We start from the raw sequence: 15207 nt of genomic DNA, 5'->3' as shown, positions 1-15207 counted from the left end.
CCACTTCCGCGCTGAGGGGGAAGTTGTGGCCTGGAGCCGGGGAAGTTGCCCCAGGGCACGGGCAGAAGTGGGCACGAGACCTCGTCCTGCGAATCCGCTGTTCTTGTTTCTCTGGTGGTGCGTGGTGGTGGAGCGGGGATCAGATCCCCGGGAAGACCTCGTCGGAGAGCTCCGAGAACTTCTGCTCCTGCTCCTCGGAGTAGGAGGCCCAGGCCGTCGGGTCCCAGATCTCGATCCGGTTCATCGCGCCGATCACCATCACGTCCTTGCCGAGCGAGGCGTACTCGCGCAACACGGCGGGGATGGAGATGCGGCCCTGCTTGTCCGGGACCTCCTGCGACGCCGCCGCGAACAACATGCGGACGTAGTCGCGAGCTCCCTTGTTGGTGACCGGCGCCTCGCGGAGCCGGTCGGTCATGCCCGCGAAGTCCTGCATCGACCAGACGGTCAGGCATCGCTCCTGGCCACGAGTGACCACGAGCCCTTCCGCCAGCTGATCCCGGAACTTCGCCGGGAGGAAGAGGCGCCCTTTGTCGTCGAGCTTGGGGGTGTAGGTGCCGAAGAACATCCGTTCTCCACCCCTTTCCCCCACTCTTCCTCCACTGCGCTCCACATTACTCCACTTCCCACCACCGTCAACCATGTTGGAGGCGTTTCCCTCCCCTTTTCGGGAAGTGCCCCTCATCAGCGCTCGCAGGCTCCTGTCGACGCCGCGCGGGGCCGTCTCGCGCTACGTTGTGGGCGTGGGAGTGGCAGCTGGTGACCTCGAGACGGTCACGCGGGTCATGGCGCGGGTCCGCGCCAACATGGAGCGCGTCATCGAGGGCAAGCGCGAGGTGGTGGACACCGCGCTGACCGTGCTGCTGGCCGAGGGACACCTGCTCATCGAGGACGTCCCGGGCGTCGGCAAGACGATGCTCAGCAAGGCACTGGCGCGGTCCGTCGACGGCACGGTGAAGCGGATCCAGTTCACCCCGGACCTGCTCCCGTCCGACGTGACGGGCGTGAGCGTCTTCGACCCCGAGACGCGACGCTTCGACTTCCACCCCGGCGGCGTCTTCGCCAACGTGGTGGTCGGCGACGAGATCAACCGAGCCTCGCCCAAGACGCAGTCCGCGCTGCTCGAGTGCATGGAGGAGCGCCAGGTCACCGTCGACGGCACGACGCTCGCCCTCGAGTCTCCCTTCCTCGTGATCGCGACACAGAACCCCATCGAGATGGAGGGCACCTACGCCCTCCCGGAAGCCCAGCGCGACCGCTTCATGTGTCGCGTGGCGATGGGCTACCCGGTGCCGGAGGCCGAGCTGGCGATGCTCGGAGCCCACACGTCCGCCAACCCCCTCGACGAGCTGGAGCCGGTCACGGACGCCGCCGAGGTCAGCAAGCTGATCGAGATCGTGTCGCGGGTCCACGTCTCCGACGCCGTGGGCCGCTACGCCATCGACCTGGCGACGGCGACGCGCACCAGCCCCGACCTGCGGCTCGGAGCCTCACCCCGCGCGACGCTCCACCTCATCCGCGCCGCGAAGGCACGCGCCGCCCTGTCCGGCCGCGGCTTCGTGCTGCCCGACGACGTCCACGACCTCGCCGTGCCGGTGCTGGCCCACCGGCTGCTCCCGGGCGTCGAGGCCTCCCTCACCGGGCGGACGCCCCAGGCGGTGCTGACCGCGATCCTCGGTCGCGTCCCCGTCCCCGCCCCGTCCTGAGGACGTCGGTCGCACCATGGCGTCGCTGACCGCCCGAGGGCGCACCCTCCTCGCCGCCGGCATCACCGCCACCGTCGGCGGGGTGGCCCTCGGGCAGCCCTCCTTCACCGGGGTGGGCGTGCTCCTCACCGCCCTGACCCTGCTCGGCCTGGTGTCGGTACGCCGCGACCACCCGGTCAGCGTCCAGCGCACGCTCGAGCCGCGGTGCACGCCCACCGGTCAGCCGGCACACGTGCGCCTCGCACTCGCCGGCACCACCGGCACCGGACCACTGCTCCTCGAGGACCGCGTGCCGTGGGCGCTCGGCGTCCGTCCCCGCTTCGTGCTGCCCGCCGCCTCGGGCGCGTGGGAGACGGAGGTCGACTACACGGTCCGCTCCGACGTGCGCGGGAGGTTCCCCCTCGGACCGCTGACGGTGCGGGCCGTCGACCCGTTCGGCCTCGCCGTACGGACGCGGGTCCTCGAGGAGGAGAGCGACCTCATCGTGACGCCGGCCGTCCTCACGCTGCCGGCCGTCGGCCGCGCCGGGACCTGGACCGGCGCGGGAGACAACCGGCCTCGCGCGTTCGCCAGCGGAAGTGCCGAGGACGTCACCGTCCGCGAGTACCGCCAGGGCGACCCGCTCCGGCGGGTCCACTGGCGGACGAGCGCGCGCACCGGGGAGCTCATGGTGCGGCGGGAGGAGCAGCCGTGGCAGTCCCGCGCGACCGTGCTCCTGGACAACCGCGCCCGTGCGCATCGAGGTCACGGTGCGGCCTCGTCGCTCGAGGCAGCCGTGACCGCGGCGGCCTCGGTGGCCGCACACCTCGCCGCGCGGGGGTTCGTCGTACGCCTGGTGACCGCGGACGGGCCTCCGTCGGCAGACGGATGGCACGACGGTGCGACGGCCGCCGACGCGGACCGCATGCTCGAGGAGCTCGCGGTCGTCGAGCCCGCCAGCCGCACCACGATCGACACCGCGTGGCTCAGCACGGGCGCGCGCCACGGGATGCTCGTCGCCGTCCTCGGCGACGTGCGCGACGACGCCGCCACGCTCCGACGCCTGCTCCACCACGGAGCGCCGGCCGTCGCCCTGGCCCTCGACGTCGACCGCTGGGCCTCAGCTGGTGGCACGCCTCCCGGCGAGTCGCTCCGGGCCGCCGGATGGCGCGCCGTGACCGTCCGCCCCGACACGATCCTGGCCGTGGCGTGGCGCGAGCTGGCGGCGATGCCATGACCACCCTCCGCAGCCCCCGTGTCGCCGCGCTGGCCGCGGTCGCGAGCTGGCTCGTCCTGGCCTCCTGGAGCCGCCTCGGCGAGGACACCGCCGGCTTCGCAGGCCGCCTGCTCCTGGCGATCGCTCTGGTGTGTGCGGCCGGCGTCGGCCTGCGACGGATCGGCCTCGAGTGGCCGTTCGCCCTCTCGGGCCAGCTCCTCACCGCCCTGCTGGTCCTGCAGGCTCAGCTGGGGACCTCCTGGCTGCCCACGACGGAGTCGACGCGTCATGCCCTGCTCGCCCTGGTCCATGCCCTCGACTCCGCCTCACAGAACCCGTCACCGGTCGCCCGCGGCCTGCCTTCGATCGTGCCGCTCCTTCTCGCCGGCGGCGTCGCGGTCCACCTCGTCGTCGACCTGGTCGCCGTGTCGCTGGGTCGCGTACTGCCTGCGAGCCTCCCGCTCCTCGCGGCCTGGGTGCTGCCCGTCAGCGTCCTGGGCACCGCGTCGGGCGCGCTCCCGTTCCTCCTCGCAGCTGCCGCATGGGTGGCGCTGATCGCGACCCACGAGCAGGTCGAGCGCGGGCGCTGGGGGCACGTGGCCGCCCACGGCCGCTCGGCGACGTTCCGCTCGCTGCGGCAGCTCGTCGTCGTCGGCGGCGCGGCACTCGTGCTCGCCACCCTGCTGCCCGGCGTACTCCCCCACCGCGAGCCCTACCGCCTTGACGGGGACGGTCCCTCCGGCACGGTCCGCGTCGCCGACCCCGTCGCGGACCTCCGGCGCAACCTCACGCGCGGCACCGACATCGACCTGATGCGCGTCACGCTCGGCGGCGACGCGGCACCCCCGTCGTACGTGCGACTGACGGTGCTCGACGAGTTCGACGGGAAGGCCTGGCGGGCCGGGCCCCGCTCCTGGCCGCCGGACAACGGGGTCGACGGCACGTTCCCGGCCGCGCCCGCCCTCGGACTGCCGGGGCGGCGCGTTCCCTGGCACGTCACGATCTCGCCGGCCTTCGCGTCGGACTGGCTTCCGCTTCCCACCTGGACGGTCAAGGTGGTCACGGGCGACAGCTGGCGCTACGACAGCAACCAGCTCGACGTGCACCGGGCCGGCACCCCCGGCACCACGGCGGGGCTGCACTACATCGTCGACGAGTACCGCCCCCGGATCGACGCCGCCCGGCTGGCGAGCACGCCACCCGACCCGACCCGGCCCGCCGCCGACACCGCCCTGCCGTCCGCGCGTCCCGCCTGGGTCCGCACGCTCGCCCGGAAGATCACCGCAGGAGCGAGGACCAACTACCAGCGGGCCGTCGACCTGCAGGAGTGGTTCCAGCACGACTTCACGTACTCGACCGACACGGCGGCCGGGAGTGGCTTCGCCGCGCTCGGGGACTTCCTCAACCACTCCCGCAGCGGCTACTGCGAGCAGTTCGCGGCCTCGATGGCGCTTCTCGCCCGGGAGCTCGACATGCCGGCGCGGGTCTCCGTCGGCTTCCTGCGCCCCCGTCACGTCACGGGACTCACCTACGAGTTCAGCGCACACGACCTGCACGCATGGCCCGAGATCTGGTTCCGTGGCGTGGGGTGGGTCGGCTTCGAGCCGACGCCGACCAGCCACACCGGGACGCTCCCCGCCTGGTCACGGCCGCGCACCCAGCCCTCGCCCAGCACCAGCGCAACGTCGACGGCGACCCCGTCGGCGGCTCCCCGGCCGGGCAACAAGCTGCCGGACGAGGGGCCGGTCTCCACGAGGTCCCACGACGGTGGCGTCCCGCTCCCGCTGGTCCTCGGGACCGGGCTGGTGCTCGTGGCCGGACTGGCAGCCACACCGTGGTTCGTCCGGCGCCGGCAGCGGGCACGGCGGCTCGGCTCACCCGACGTCGAGGCGTGGTGGGCCGAGCTGCACGCCACGGCGACCGACCTCGGCCTCGCCTGGCCGGCAGGGCGCTCGCCCCGTGCGACGGCGCACGCCATCGCTCCGCACCTCGGGGCCGGGCAGCAGACCGCGGCGCACGAGGCGCTGGACCGTGTGGTCACGACGCTCGAGCTGCGCCGCTACGCCTCCGCCGGGACCGGCACGGCGACCAGCGACGACGTCGCGACGTGCAGCGACGCCCTCCGCTCCGCGTCCGAACGACGGGTCGCGCGACGCGCCACCTGGTGGCCGCGGTCAGTCCTCGGGGGTCAGCGCGGCGACGGACGGCTGCGCAAGGCCGACAGCGCGTAGGTCGCACTGGCGAGCATCACGAGGAACCCGCCGACCGCGACGGGCACCATCTCCGTCACCGCACCCGACATCAGCAGCGCCACACCGGCGACGAAGACGACGCCCGCGAGGATCGCACGCTGCCGAGCGGCACGGCGGAAGGAGCTGCCGCGCAGGGTCGAGGCGAACTTGGGGTCCTCCTCGCTGAGGGCGCGCTCCATCTGCTCCAGGAGCCTCAGCTCTTCTTCCGAGAGTGGCACGGGCCCTCCTCCCTGCGTGTGATCGTTCGTCTCCAGTCTAGGCAGGTCACCGCAGTCGGGGTACCCGCTCCGGGCATTTTTTCAGCGGCGCGCGACCAGGTGCACCTGGCTGGCGAGCGGCAGGAACTCGGGAAGCGAGGAAACCGCCCGCTCGAGGTCCGCCAGTGCCTCCGCGGAGCCCGGCTCGTTGTCGTGCAGCGCCCCCGGCACGAGGTCGCTGAACACGCGGATCGCCTGGCGTGCCGACGGCGTGAATCCTGCACCCTTGAGGAGCTCCTCGACCTCCGCAGCCGTGAACCGGCGGCCCGCGCTGCGAGCACTCGACGGCACAGCACCGGGGCCGCCCACGAGCAGGTCGCGCGCCTGCTGGAACTGTCCGGCCATCGCCCGCGCGATCACCGCCGCGTGACGCTGCGCGACCAGGAGGCTGAGCACGCCACCCGGACGCAGCACGGCAGCGATCGACGCGAGGGCAGCGGCCGGGTCGGGCACCATCTCGATGACCCCGTGACACAGCACGACGTCGACGCTCCCGGTCGGCACGAGGGCCGCCAGGTCGGCGAGGTCTCCCTGCTCTCCCGACACGAGGTCGGCGACACCGGCATCGCCCGCACGGCGACCGAGCGCCGCCAGGGCGTCGGGGCTCGGATCGATCACCCGCACCCGGTGCCCCTGCTCGGCCAGGCGCACGGCGAAGCCACCCGTGCCTCCGCCGATGTCGAGCACGGTCGCACCCGGGAACTCGTCGAGGATGTCTTCGAGGGCCGCCCAGAGGACGGTCGCGCGGCGATCAGTGCCAGCCATGGCGCCCACAGTAGTGGTGGCCCGCGCCCGGCTCACGCCCCGGCGCGCAGGGCGGGCCGGAAGACGATCTCCTCCTCCACCGAGGTGTGGGGCGCGAGGCCCAGGGCCTGCTCGACCACGGCCAGGAACCGGTCGGACTCGCGGACCAGGTCGTCGGCCTCGCGCTCCGTCACCGACCGTGCGGAGCCGGCTTCGGCCGCCGCACGCTTCGATGCGCCCGCAGCGAAGAAGGTCGCCCACTCCCCCAGCTCCGGCGCCACGGTGGCCAGCAGCACCCAGGCGTTCTTCTGCTTCCGCAGGCGCGGGTCCGGATGCGCCCGCGCGGCGAGCAGCGCTGCTGCCGCGCGGAGTGCGGCGACGTGGGCGTGCGCGTAGCGCGCCGGCGCGTCCGTGGTCATGATCGCCTCCCGGAGCGACTCGGCAGAGCGCTCGAGGTAGGAGTGCGTGGTGGCGGGCAACAGCATCATCGGCGGGGCTCCTTCGGTGGCGTCGACCCTCATCTGTTCGAACACCTGTTCGATGGATCTCACGCTACACCCGTCCCCCGACAGATGGCCGCTCCGACGGCCCCTAGGGTCGTGGTCATGATCGAGATCTGGCTGAACCCTGCGTGCTCGAAGTGCCGGACCGCCGTGTCCGAGCTCGACGCGGCCGGCGCGGAGTACACCGTGCGGCGCTACCTCGAGCAGCCGCCGACGGTCGCCGACATCGAGGACGTCCTCTCCCGACTCGGCGTGGAGCCGTGGCACATCGCCCGCACGGCGGACGCGAGGGGTCTCGGCGTCACGCTTCCCGAGCGCACGCCAGAGCAGCGTCAGGCGTGGGTGCAGGTCCTCGCGGAGCACCCCCGCCTCATCCAGCGGCCGATCCTCACCGCCTCCGACGGCACCACCGTGGTCGGCCGCGATGCCGACAGCCTGGCGAAGGTCATCTCCGCCGGCTGACCCGCTCCCGGCCCTGCTGGGCTTAGGTTGCTCGGGTGGACTCTCTCGCGATGACCTTCACCAGCGGCTGGGCCAGTGGCGTCAACAGCTACCTGGTCGTCCTCGTGCTCGGCATCGCCGAGCGGGCCGGCGTCGACGGCATCCCTGCGGTCCTGGGCCGGTGGGAGGTGCTGGCCGTCGCCGCTGGCCTCTACGTGACCGAGTTCGTCGCCGACAAGATCCCGTACGTCGACTCGACCTGGGACGCGGTCTCCACAGCGATCCGGCCCACGGTGGGGGCGGTGCTCGGCGTCCTGCTGGCCGGCGACGCGACCTCGCTCCAGGCCGCACTGGGTGGCGTGCTCGGAGGCGGCACGGCCCTCGCCTCCCACACGGTGAAGAGCGGGAGCAGGCTCGCGATCAACACCTCACCGGAGCCGGTGACCAACGTGGTCGCGAGCCTGGGCGAGGACGTCACCGTGCTGGGGGTCGCCGTGGTCGCCCTGCACCACCCCGTCATCGCGGCGTCCATCGCGGCGGTGCTGCTCGTCGTCGGTCTCGCGGTGCTCTACGTGGCGCTGAAGTACATCCGTCGGGGCTGGCGCCGGTGGAAGGGGAAGGACCGCCTCCCCGCGGCCGTGGCCTGACCGCTAGGTTCAACGCCCATGGCACGCATCGCAGTGATCGGCGGCGGCTTCGGTGGCACGGCCGCAGCGGCCCGCCTGGCCAAGCTCGGCCACGACGTCACCGTCCTCGAGAGGTCCGGGCGCCTCGGCGGCGCCCTCGGCACGGTCGAGGCAGACGGGTTCACCTGGGACGCCGGCCCGACGATGACGCTCCTCCCGGCCGTCATCCGCGACCTGTTCCGCAAGTCCGGGCGGCCGCTGGAGAAGGAGCTCGAGCTCGTCGCGCGCGACGTCATCCGCGAGCACTGGTTCGCCGACGGCTCCGTCGTGACGCTCCGCGGCGGGTCCCGCGGCGTGCAGTACGACGCCTTCGAGGAGCTCGGCGCCGGCCTCGGCGCCCAGTGGTGCGACCACGTCGCGTCGTACGCCGATGACTGGGAGGTGGTCCGCCGCGAGTACCTCGAGCGGCCGTGGCGCCCCGAGATCGCGAGCAAGGAGGTCGTCGCCCGCCTGCAGTCGCGCACCATGCTGGCCAAGCGGCTCAAGAAGGACTTCCGCGACGAGCGACTGCGCCTGGTCGCCGGTCACCCCTTCTTCATGGACGGCCACGACCTGCGCAACGTCCCTGCCTGGATGGGCGTCAACGCCTACGTCGAGCAGAACTTCGGCACCTGGACGACACCGGGCGGCATGGCCGCGCTCGCGGAGGCGATGGCCGACCGGCTCCGCACGCGTCGCGTGGACGTCCGCCTCGGCACGACGGTGACCGACATCGTCCAGCGCGAGGGCCGCGCCGTCGCCGTCGCCACGGACGCGGGCGAGGTCGACGCCGACGCCGTCGTCTGCGCGATCGACCCGCGCCTGGTCCCCGCGCTGGCGCCCTACGTCGTGCGGACGACGCCGGCCATCCCGGCGTACGCCGTCCACGTCGGACTGGACGGCGAGGTGCCGGACCTCGGGCCGGAGACCGTGTTCCACGGCGACCCGACGATCGTGGTCCGCACCGGCGGAACCGCACCCGCGGGCTGCCACGCCTGGACGCTCTACGGCCGCGGCCACCTCTCGGAGGACATGGTCCTCGCCCTCTCGCGGATGGGCGCCAACATCCGGGCCAACGTCGTCACGCGTGTCGACCGCACCCCTCGCGACCAGGTCTCCGCCCTCGCGAACTCCCCGCTCGGCGTGCTGTGGCAGGGCCGCGACACGCTCCGCCACCGCCTCGGCCCGCGTACGCCGATTCCGGGCGTCTACGCTGCCGGGGCCAGCGCCACGCCCGGTTCGGGGCTCCCCTTCGTGGGCCTGTCTGCGTCACTGGTCGCCCAGGAGATCGGCCCCGCCTGAGCCGTGCGCCGGCGTCCGCGGGATCGCTCGCGCGAGCGTCAGCGGGTCTGCTCGAGCGCCTCGAAGATCTCACGCGTCGCCTTGGACCGGTTCAGCGTGTAGAAGTGCAGGCCGGGCGCGCCGCCGTCGAGCAGCTCACGGCAGAGCTCGGTGGCGAGGCGGATCCCGTTGGCACGGATCTCCGCAGGATCGGTCAGCCCGTCGAAGGTCGCCACCACGTGCTCCGGCACGGACGTGCCGATCAGCTCGCCCTGCTTGGCGATCGCGTTGAGGTTCAGGATCGGCATGATGCCCGGCAGGATCGGCAGGTCGACGCCGTGCGCACGCACGCGCTCGACCAGGGCGAAGTAGTCCTTCGCGTCGAAGAACATCTGGGTCACCGCGAACTCGGCACCGGCCCGGGCCTTCTCGACCAGGACCTCGGCGTCGTGGTCCAGCGAGGCCGCCGACGGGTGCCCCTCCGGAAACGCCGCCACCCCGATGCTGAAGCCGCCGCGGCCCGCCGCGAGCTGGACCAGCTCGACCGCGTGCTCGAAGCCACCCTCGGTCGGGGTCCACTCGGCGCGCGGACCCTCCTTGGGGTCGCCCCGGAGGGCCAGGACGTTGGCGACGCCCGCGTCGGCGTACGCCGCCAGGATCTCGTCGAGGTCGTCCTTGGTGTGGCCCACGCAGGTCAGGTGCGCCATCGGGAGCAGGCTCGTCTCCTCGACGATGCGGCGCGTGATGTCCACCGTGCGGTCGCGGGTCGAGCCGCCCGCGCCGTAGGTCACCGAGACGAACGTCGGCCGGTAGTCCTCCAGCTCGCGGATCGCCTGCCACAGCTGCGCCTCGCCCGCCTCGTCCTTGGGCGGGAAGAACTCGAAGGAGATGCTGCGCTCACCGGAGCGGATGCGCTCGGCGATGCTGCCCGTGGCCTGCGTCATGGCTCCATCGTAGGGATCGCTAGGCTCGGGCCGTGCCGCCGTCCAACTCCGGGTCCAGCTCCGACGTCTTCGATCCCGCGCGCTTCCGCGAGGACGTCCAGACGGTCCTGGACGAGTTCCTCGACGAGCAGGCCGAGCGCCTCGCACCGCTCGGCACGGACGCCGCGGCACTCGTCGCCGAGGCCCGGATCGCCGTCAGCGGCGGCAAGCGTCTGCGTGCCGCGTTCTGCCACGCCGGCTACCGCGCGGTGCGGCCCGAGGTCGCCGACGAGCGCGCGCTGCTCCGCGCCTGCGCCTCCCTCGAGCTGCTCCACGCCAGCGCCCTCGTGCACGACGACTACATGGACGCCTCCGACACACGGCGGGGCAGGGCCGCGAGCCACCGGATCTTCGAGACCGCGCACACCGACGCCGGATGGGACGGCAACCCGCAGCAGTACGGCGCCGCCGCCGCGATCCTGCTCGGCGACCTGCTGCTGACCTGGGCCGACGAGCTGCTGCGCCGCTGCGGGCTCCCCCTCGCGGAGGTCGCACCGGCGCTCGACATGTTCGACCTGTGCCGCTCCGAGGTCGTGGCCGGCCAGTTCCTCGACGTCTCGGTCCAGGCACGCGGGGTCGCGGACGTCGAGACCGCGATGACCGTGCTGCGCTACAAGTCCGCCAAGTACTCCGTCGAGCGGCCGCTCCACATCGGCGCCGCACTGGCCGGGGCCACCGAGGACCAGATCCAGGCGCTGACCGACTTCGGCCTGCCGCTGGGCGAGGCCTTCCAGCTCCGCGACGACCAGCTCGGCGTCTTCGGCGACCCCGCGGTCACCGGCAAGCCCGCCGGCGACGACCTCGTGGAGGGCAAGCGCACGGTCCTCGTCGCGATCGCGCTCGACGGCGCGGCTGCCCCCGAGGCCACGGTGCTCGACACCTCCCTCGGCACGCCCCTGACCGGCGGCCAGGTCGACGAGCTGCGCCGGATCATCACCGACGCCGGCGCCGACACCCGCGTCGAGGAGCTCATCGACGCGCTCACCGAGCGCTCGCTCGCCGCCCTCGACGCGGCGCCGCTCGATCCTGCCGCCAAGGGCACGCTCCGCGACCTCGCGGCCGCGGCCACCCGGCGTACGACCTGAGTCAGTCCTCGTCGTCGAGCAGCCAGACGGCGAACGCCGGCTGCGCCTCGGTGCGGTCGTCCAGCACCAGCATGATCCGGCCGAACCCGGCGGGGTCGTCGGCCTGCAGCGTCTGCCAGCCGGACCACTCCAGTCCGGTCGGCTCGGCGAGGTCGGCGAGGCAGTCGGCGAGGGCGTCCAGGTTGCGGCCGTAGTGCTCGGGGAACCCGAGGGCGACGCCAAGCCGGGCCAGCACCTCCTCGCGCGAGTCGGTGTCGGCGGTGTCGAGGTGCACGGTCTTCATCGCGAGATCCGTTCGAACGAGGCGTAGTGGTCGCCGGTGTAGTAGAGCTCGTGGGCCTCGCCCTCGATGATCCGGCGGGCGCCGCGGTCGCTCTCTCCGGGCGTCGGCACGGTGTACTCGTGGTAGTAGCCGCGCTCGTGCTCGGGAAGGATCCCCTCGTAGTTGCCGAAGACGACCCCGTCACGGTCGTAGGGGAACGGACCGTCGCTGTCGATCAGCGCGACTGTGTCGCCGGCTTCTGCCGGCAGCCCGGAGAGCCGGACCAGCGGCAGGCCCGAGGTCGGGTCCGTGCCGTCGCGGGACGACCGGGCGTCGGGTGACGGCGTGCCGACCGTGGTGCCCGGGTCCACCCGCACGCTCTGCTGCGACGTCGGTCGCGACGTGTCCGTCGTGCCGTGCTGCTGCCAGAGGTACGTCGCCAGCGCGACGACGAGGGCCAGGACGGCCGCGACCCACTGGCTCCGCGTGCGCGGCAGCCGCATCAGCTGAAGGCCTCGACGCGGGCCCGGCGCTGCACCTCGGACCCGCGGTTCTCCCGCAGCGCGTCGATCGGGCGGCCGGGCAGGTCCATGTCGGTGAAGATCCACTCGATGCAGTCGCGGTCGGTCCAGCCTCCGTCGTGGAGGACCGTGAGCAGGCCGGGCAGGCCCTTGACGACCTCTCCGTCCTGGATGAACAGGGCCGGCACCTTCTGGCCCGCGCCCTCGGACGGCACGGCTCCGGCGAGCGCGTGCTCGCGGATCATCGTGCGTACCCGGTTGACGCTCACGCCGAGCGCCTTGGCGGCTCCGTGCCAGTCGAGCCACTCGGAGACGAGGACAGAGAGATCGGTGTTCGCGTCAGTCACGGGCCCAGTCTCCCACGGCAACCGTCACTCACTATTTTCACTCCAGACCCTTGAGCCCCAGCAGAATCACGGGTTACTGTCAATCGGCCGTTCGGACTACTTTTCGGGGAAACATGACTGCCACCCGCACGATCCACCGCCTGCTGACGGGCCTCCTCGCGACCGCACTGACGGGCGCGACGCTGGCCCTCGCGGCGCCGGCCGAGGCACGACACGCCGACCTCCCGCAGGGACGGACCTACACCAAGCACACGGTGCGGGCGGGCGAGACGGCCACCGAGCTGGCGGTGCGGTACCACGCGTGGACCGACGAGCTGATCCGCTACAACCACCTCGGCCAGGACGGCCAGCTGTACGTCGGCCAGCACATCGTCATCCCCCAGGTCACCGCTCGTCTCCACCACGCTCCGAAGAAGGCGTCGCACCGCCCCACCAGCCGCCAGCCCAAGGCGACGAGGAAGACGTGGCGGCACGCCGACCCCTCGCGTGGCCAGGTCCGCTCGGAGATCATCCGCACCGCGCGGGCCCACGGCGTCGACCCGGAGCTCGCGCTGGCGATCTCGTGGCAGGAGTCGGGCTGGCAGATGCACCACGTCTCATGGGCCTCCGCGATCGGCGCCATGCAGGTCCTGCCGAGCACCGGCACCTGGATGAGCATGTACGCCGACCGCCCCCTGCGCCTCACCCGGCTGCACGACAACGTGCTCGCCGGCGTCCTGCTGCTCAAGGTCCTCGACCAGGGCACCCACACCTCGCGTGGGCAGATCGCGGCGTACTACCAGGGTCTCGGGGCGGTGCGGGAGCACGGGCTCTACGCCGACACCGAGCGCTACGTGGCCAACGTGAAGTACCTGAAGAAGCGTCTCGAGCACGGCTGGCGTCCGGCCTGAGCGCGCCGCACGGCTGCGACCACCCGCCATCCGTACGATGACGCCCGTGGATCCTCGAGTCGAACGGGACCCCAGCGACCCGATGATCGGGCGTCTGCTGGACGGTCGCTACCGCATCGGTGCCCGTGTGGCGCGCGGTGGCATGGCGTCCGTCTACGAGGCCACCGACGTCCGCCTCGACCGGACCGTCGCCGTGAAGGTGATGCACCCCGGCATGGGCGACGGCTCGGCCGACGACGACTTCGCGAAGCGCTTCGTCCGCGAGGCGCGCGCCGCCGCGCGCCTGTCGCACCCGCACGTGGTGGCGGTCTTCGACCAGGGCACCGACGGAGACACGGTCTTCCTGGTCATGGAGTACGTCCCGGGCCAGACCCTGCGCGACGTCATCCGCGCCGAGGCTCCCCTGCCGCCGCGGCGGGCGTTGGCCCTCCTCGAGCCGGTCGTCGAGGCGCTCGCCGTGGCCCACCGCGCGGGCCTGATCCACCGCGACATCAAGCCGGAGAACGTCCTCATCGCCCGCTCGAATGAAGGGGCGGCCGCGGAGAGTGTCAAGGTCGCCGACTTCGGCCTCGCCAAGGCGGTCAGCGCCGACACCCAGCACACGGCCACGGGCGGTGTGCTGATCGGCACCGTCTCCTACCTCGCCCCCGAGCTCGTCGTCGACGGTCGCGCCGATGCCCGCGCCGACGTGTACGCCGCGGGCGTCGTCCTCTACGAGCTGCTCACCGGCCAGAAGCCGCACCAGGGCGAGAGCCCGATCCAGGTCGCCTACAAGCACGTCCACGAGGACATCCCCGCGCCCTCGGAGCTGGTCCCCGGCCTGCCGGCGTACGTCGACGCGCTGGTCGCCCGTGCGACGGCGCGCGACCGCAGCCTGCGCCCGGCCGACGGCAGCATCCTGCTGCGGCAGCTGCGCCGCGTCCGCAACGCCGTGGACGCGGGCATCCAGGAGGACCCGGACCTGCTCGCCGACCTCGCGCTGCCGGCCGCTGTGCCGGTCGTCGAGGACTACGCGGAGCCCGACGACGTCGAGCACACCACGGAGGAGTCCGCGGCCTACGAGCTCTACGACCAGGCGACCGACGAGGGCTGGGAGGGCGACGGCTGGGAGGGCACCGCGGTCGTCGGGTCCGCCGCGACCCGCTCGACGCCGGCGGTCGCACAGCCCTGGGAGCACCACGCGCACGGCTCGCGCCGCGGGCCGGTGCTCCTGGTCGCGGCCCTGGTCCTCGCACTGCTGCTGGGCATCGGCGCGTGGTGGTTCGGCTTCGCCCGCTACACGACGACACCCGACGTGATCGGGCTGACCGCCGGCCAGGCCGAGACCAAGGTCGAGGACGCGGGCCTGGAGTTCGACGGCAGCGACACGGCGTACAGCGAGACCGTGGCTGCCGGGCACGTCATCAGCACGGACCCCAACTCGCAGGACCGGATCCTGCCCGGCGGCACGGTGCACGCCTTGATCTCCAAGGGCAAGGAGCGCTACGCCGTCCCCACGCTGCGCGGCAAGACCGAGGACGACGCCCAGCAGGCGCTCCTCGACACCCACCTCGACTTCGGCCACTCGACCCAGCGGTACAACGAGACGGTCCCCGAGGGACGGGTCATCACGAGCACGCCCGAGGCCGGCGAGATGGTCCCGCGCGACACCGCGGTCGACCTGGTCATCAGCCGGGGACCGAAGCCGATCACCGTCGTCGACTGGACCGGCAAGGCGTTCAAGGACGCCTCGGCGTGGGCGAAGTCGAAGAAGCTGAAGGTCGAGAAGTCCGAGGAGTACAGCGACGACGTCGCCGCCGGTGACGTCATCTCCCAGGATCCGTCCGAGGGCGACGCCTTCAAGGGCGACACGATCACCTTCGTCGTCTCGAAGGGCCCCGAGCTGGTCACCATCCCGCGGGTGCGCGCGATGGGGGTCGACGCGGCGACGCAGACGCTGGAGGACGCCGGCTTCAAGGTCAGCGTCAAGCACAGCGACCTCTACCTCGGCCTCGGCTACGTGTCGTCGGTGAAGCCCGGCGAGGGCGAGAAGGCCCCCAAGGGCAGCACCGTGACGATCTACCTCGTCTGAGGCG

At 72.6% G+C, this 15207-nt stretch carries 17 protein-coding genes and 1 pseudogene; 10 read left to right on the top strand and 8 right to left on the bottom strand.

From position 1 onward, the window contains the following. Positions 1 to 139: 139 nt before the first annotated feature. Complete coding sequence (mraZ, locus tag Q5722_RS13275) at positions 140 to 568, bottom strand: division/cell wall cluster transcriptional repressor MraZ (protein WP_305028733.1); 429 nt, start codon at positions 566 to 568, stop codon at positions 140 to 142. A gap of 217 nt (positions 569 to 785) precedes the next feature. Between mraZ and Q5722_RS13270 the strand changes: the two genes are divergently transcribed. From Q5722_RS13270 to Q5722_RS13260, 3 genes are read left to right on the top strand one after another with little or no spacing between them, the layout of a single operon-like run. Beyond that, positions 786 to 1706, top strand: a complete 921-nt coding sequence (locus Q5722_RS13270; protein ID WP_305029078.1) for an AAA family ATPase — start codon at positions 786 to 788, stop codon at positions 1704 to 1706. A gap of 16 nt (positions 1707 to 1722) precedes the next feature. Then, the gene (locus Q5722_RS13265; RefSeq protein WP_305028732.1) at positions 1723 to 2922 is read left to right on the top strand and encodes a DUF58 domain-containing protein; all 1200 of its coding nucleotides are present in this window, start codon (positions 1723 to 1725) and stop codon (positions 2920 to 2922) included. Beyond that, positions 2919 to 5132 carry a transglutaminase TgpA family protein gene (locus Q5722_RS13260; RefSeq protein ID WP_305028731.1) on the top strand — a complete coding sequence of 738 codons (2214 nt, stop codon included), beginning with the start codon at positions 2919 to 2921 and terminating at the stop codon, positions 5130 to 5132. Before Q5722_RS13265 ends, Q5722_RS13260 begins: the two co-directional genes overlap by 4 nt. On the opposite strand, the gene Q5722_RS13255 is transcribed toward Q5722_RS13260, so the two are convergent. From Q5722_RS13255 to Q5722_RS13245, 3 genes are all read right to left on the bottom strand, one after another. Next, entirely contained in the window at positions 5090 to 5371 is a 282-nt protein-coding gene (locus tag Q5722_RS13255; protein WP_305028730.1) for an SCO2097 family morphological protein, read from the bottom strand. The two genes, Q5722_RS13260 and Q5722_RS13255, sit on opposite strands and share 43 nt — an antisense overlap. A gap of 81 nt (positions 5372 to 5452) precedes the next feature. Next, the gene (locus Q5722_RS13250) at positions 5453 to 6175 is read right to left on the bottom strand and encodes a class I SAM-dependent methyltransferase (RefSeq protein ID WP_305028729.1); all 723 of its coding nucleotides are present in this window, start codon (positions 6173 to 6175) and stop codon (positions 5453 to 5455) included. A gap of 32 nt (positions 6176 to 6207) precedes the next feature. Continuing rightward, positions 6208 to 6642: an SAV_6107 family HEPN domain-containing protein gene (locus Q5722_RS13245; protein ID WP_305028728.1), complete on the bottom strand. Its 435-nt coding sequence runs from the start codon at positions 6640 to 6642 to the stop codon at positions 6208 to 6210. A 117-nt stretch (positions 6643 to 6759) separates the two neighbouring features. Here Q5722_RS13245 and Q5722_RS13240 point away from each other — a divergent pair, with 117 nt between their 5' ends. From Q5722_RS13240 to Q5722_RS13230, 3 genes are read left to right on the top strand one after another with little or no spacing between them, the layout of a single operon-like run. Further along, a complete protein-coding gene (locus tag Q5722_RS13240; protein ID WP_305028727.1) occupies positions 6760 to 7119 on the top strand; it encodes an ArsC/Spx/MgsR family protein in 360 nt (119 codons plus the stop codon). A gap of 35 nt (positions 7120 to 7154) precedes the next feature. Next, positions 7155 to 7745, top strand: a complete 591-nt coding sequence (locus Q5722_RS13235) for a DUF4126 domain-containing protein (RefSeq protein WP_305028726.1) — start codon at positions 7155 to 7157, stop codon at positions 7743 to 7745. An 18-nt stretch (positions 7746 to 7763) separates the two neighbouring features. Continuing rightward, positions 7764 to 9065, top strand: coding sequence for a phytoene desaturase family protein (locus Q5722_RS13230; RefSeq protein WP_305028725.1), 1302 nt, complete (start codon positions 7764 to 7766; stop codon positions 9063 to 9065). Between the two features lie 38 nt (positions 9066 to 9103). On the opposite strand, the gene metF is transcribed toward Q5722_RS13230, so the two are convergent. Further along, positions 9104 to 9988, bottom strand: a complete 885-nt coding sequence (gene metF, locus Q5722_RS13225; RefSeq protein ID WP_305028724.1) for a methylenetetrahydrofolate reductase [NAD(P)H] — start codon at positions 9986 to 9988, stop codon at positions 9104 to 9106. 32 nt (positions 9989 to 10020) lie between these two features. Here metF and Q5722_RS13220 point away from each other — a divergent pair, with 32 nt between their 5' ends. Continuing rightward, positions 10021 to 11112 carry a polyprenyl synthetase family protein gene (locus tag Q5722_RS13220; RefSeq protein ID WP_305028723.1) on the top strand — a complete coding sequence of 364 codons (1092 nt, stop codon included), beginning with the start codon at positions 10021 to 10023 and terminating at the stop codon, positions 11110 to 11112. Between the two features lies 1 nt (position 11113). Here the strand turns inward: Q5722_RS13220 and Q5722_RS13215 are convergent, their stop codons facing one another. From Q5722_RS13215 to Q5722_RS13205, 3 genes are read right to left on the bottom strand one after another with little or no spacing between them, the layout of a single operon-like run. Further along, positions 11114 to 11395, bottom strand: coding sequence for a barstar family protein (locus Q5722_RS13215; protein WP_305028722.1), 282 nt, complete (start codon positions 11393 to 11395; stop codon positions 11114 to 11116). Continuing rightward, positions 11392 to 11877, bottom strand: coding sequence for a guanyl-specific ribonuclease (locus Q5722_RS13210; RefSeq protein ID WP_305028721.1), 486 nt, complete (start codon positions 11875 to 11877; stop codon positions 11392 to 11394). The genes Q5722_RS13215 and Q5722_RS13210 overlap by 4 nt, the downstream gene beginning before the upstream one ends. Beyond that, positions 11877 to 12242: an Rv2175c family DNA-binding protein gene (locus Q5722_RS13205; protein WP_305028720.1), complete on the bottom strand. Its 366-nt coding sequence runs from the start codon at positions 12240 to 12242 to the stop codon at positions 11877 to 11879. Before Q5722_RS13205 ends, Q5722_RS13210 begins: the two co-directional genes overlap by 1 nt. A gap of 113 nt (positions 12243 to 12355) precedes the next feature. On the opposite strand from Q5722_RS13205, the gene Q5722_RS13200 reads away from it, so the two are divergent. From Q5722_RS13200 to Q5722_RS14980, 3 genes and pseudogenes are all read left to right on the top strand, one after another. Next, positions 12356 to 13132: a lytic transglycosylase gene (locus Q5722_RS13200; RefSeq protein ID WP_305028719.1), complete on the top strand. Its 777-nt coding sequence runs from the start codon at positions 12356 to 12358 to the stop codon at positions 13130 to 13132. A gap of 37 nt (positions 13133 to 13169) precedes the next feature. After that, positions 13170 to 14993: pseudogene (pknB, locus tag Q5722_RS13195) on the top strand (Stk1 family PASTA domain-containing Ser/Thr kinase); the annotation flags it as partial. After that, the gene (locus tag Q5722_RS14980; RefSeq protein ID WP_439652500.1) at positions 14985 to 15203 is read left to right on the top strand and encodes a PASTA domain-containing protein; all 219 of its coding nucleotides are present in this window, start codon (positions 14985 to 14987) and stop codon (positions 15201 to 15203) included. The pseudogene pknB and the gene Q5722_RS14980, both read left to right, overlap by 9 nt. Positions 15204 to 15207 lie beyond the last annotated feature (4 nt).

Source organism: Nocardioides jiangxiensis, from assembly GCF_030580915.1.
Lineage (GTDB): Bacteria > Actinomycetota > Actinomycetes > Propionibacteriales > Nocardioidaceae > Nocardioides > Nocardioides jiangxiensis.
Note: the sequence above shows the minus strand (reverse complement) of the source record. Positions and strands in the feature narration are given on the sequence as shown.

Bases quoted from the DNA above. Each gene is read 5' to 3' on its own strand.
- Q5722_RS13245 (WP_305028728.1), bottom strand. From the start codon at position 6,642: ATGATGCTGTTGCCCGCCACCACGCACTCCTACCTCGAGCGCTCTGCC.
- Q5722_RS13260 (WP_305028731.1), top strand. From the start codon at position 2,919: ATGACCACCCTCCGCAGCCCCCGTGTCGCCGCGCTGGCCGCGGTCGCG.
- Q5722_RS13230 (WP_305028725.1), top strand. From the start codon at position 7,764: ATGGCACGCATCGCAGTGATCGGCGGCGGCTTCGGTGGCACGGCCGCA.
- Q5722_RS13250 (WP_305028729.1), bottom strand. From the start codon at position 6,175: ATGGCTGGCACTGATCGCCGCGCGACCGTCCTCTGGGCGGCCCTCGAA.
- Q5722_RS13215 (WP_305028722.1), bottom strand. From the start codon at position 11,395: ATGAAGACCGTGCACCTCGACACCGCCGACACCGACTCGCGCGAGGAG.
- metF (WP_305028724.1), bottom strand. From the start codon at position 9,988: ATGACGCAGGCCACGGGCAGCATCGCCGAGCGCATCCGCTCCGGTGAG.
- Q5722_RS13240 (WP_305028727.1), top strand. From the start codon at position 6,760: ATGATCGAGATCTGGCTGAACCCTGCGTGCTCGAAGTGCCGGACCGCC.
- Q5722_RS13210 (WP_305028721.1), bottom strand. From the start codon at position 11,877: ATGCGGCTGCCGCGCACGCGGAGCCAGTGGGTCGCGGCCGTCCTGGCC.
- Q5722_RS13200 (WP_305028719.1), top strand. From the start codon at position 12,356: ATGACTGCCACCCGCACGATCCACCGCCTGCTGACGGGCCTCCTCGCG.
- Q5722_RS13265 (WP_305028732.1), top strand. From the start codon at position 1,723: ATGGCGTCGCTGACCGCCCGAGGGCGCACCCTCCTCGCCGCCGGCATC.
- mraZ (WP_305028733.1), bottom strand. From the start codon at position 568: ATGTTCTTCGGCACCTACACCCCCAAGCTCGACGACAAAGGGCGCCTC.
- Q5722_RS13270 (WP_305029078.1), top strand. From the start codon at position 786: ATGGCGCGGGTCCGCGCCAACATGGAGCGCGTCATCGAGGGCAAGCGC.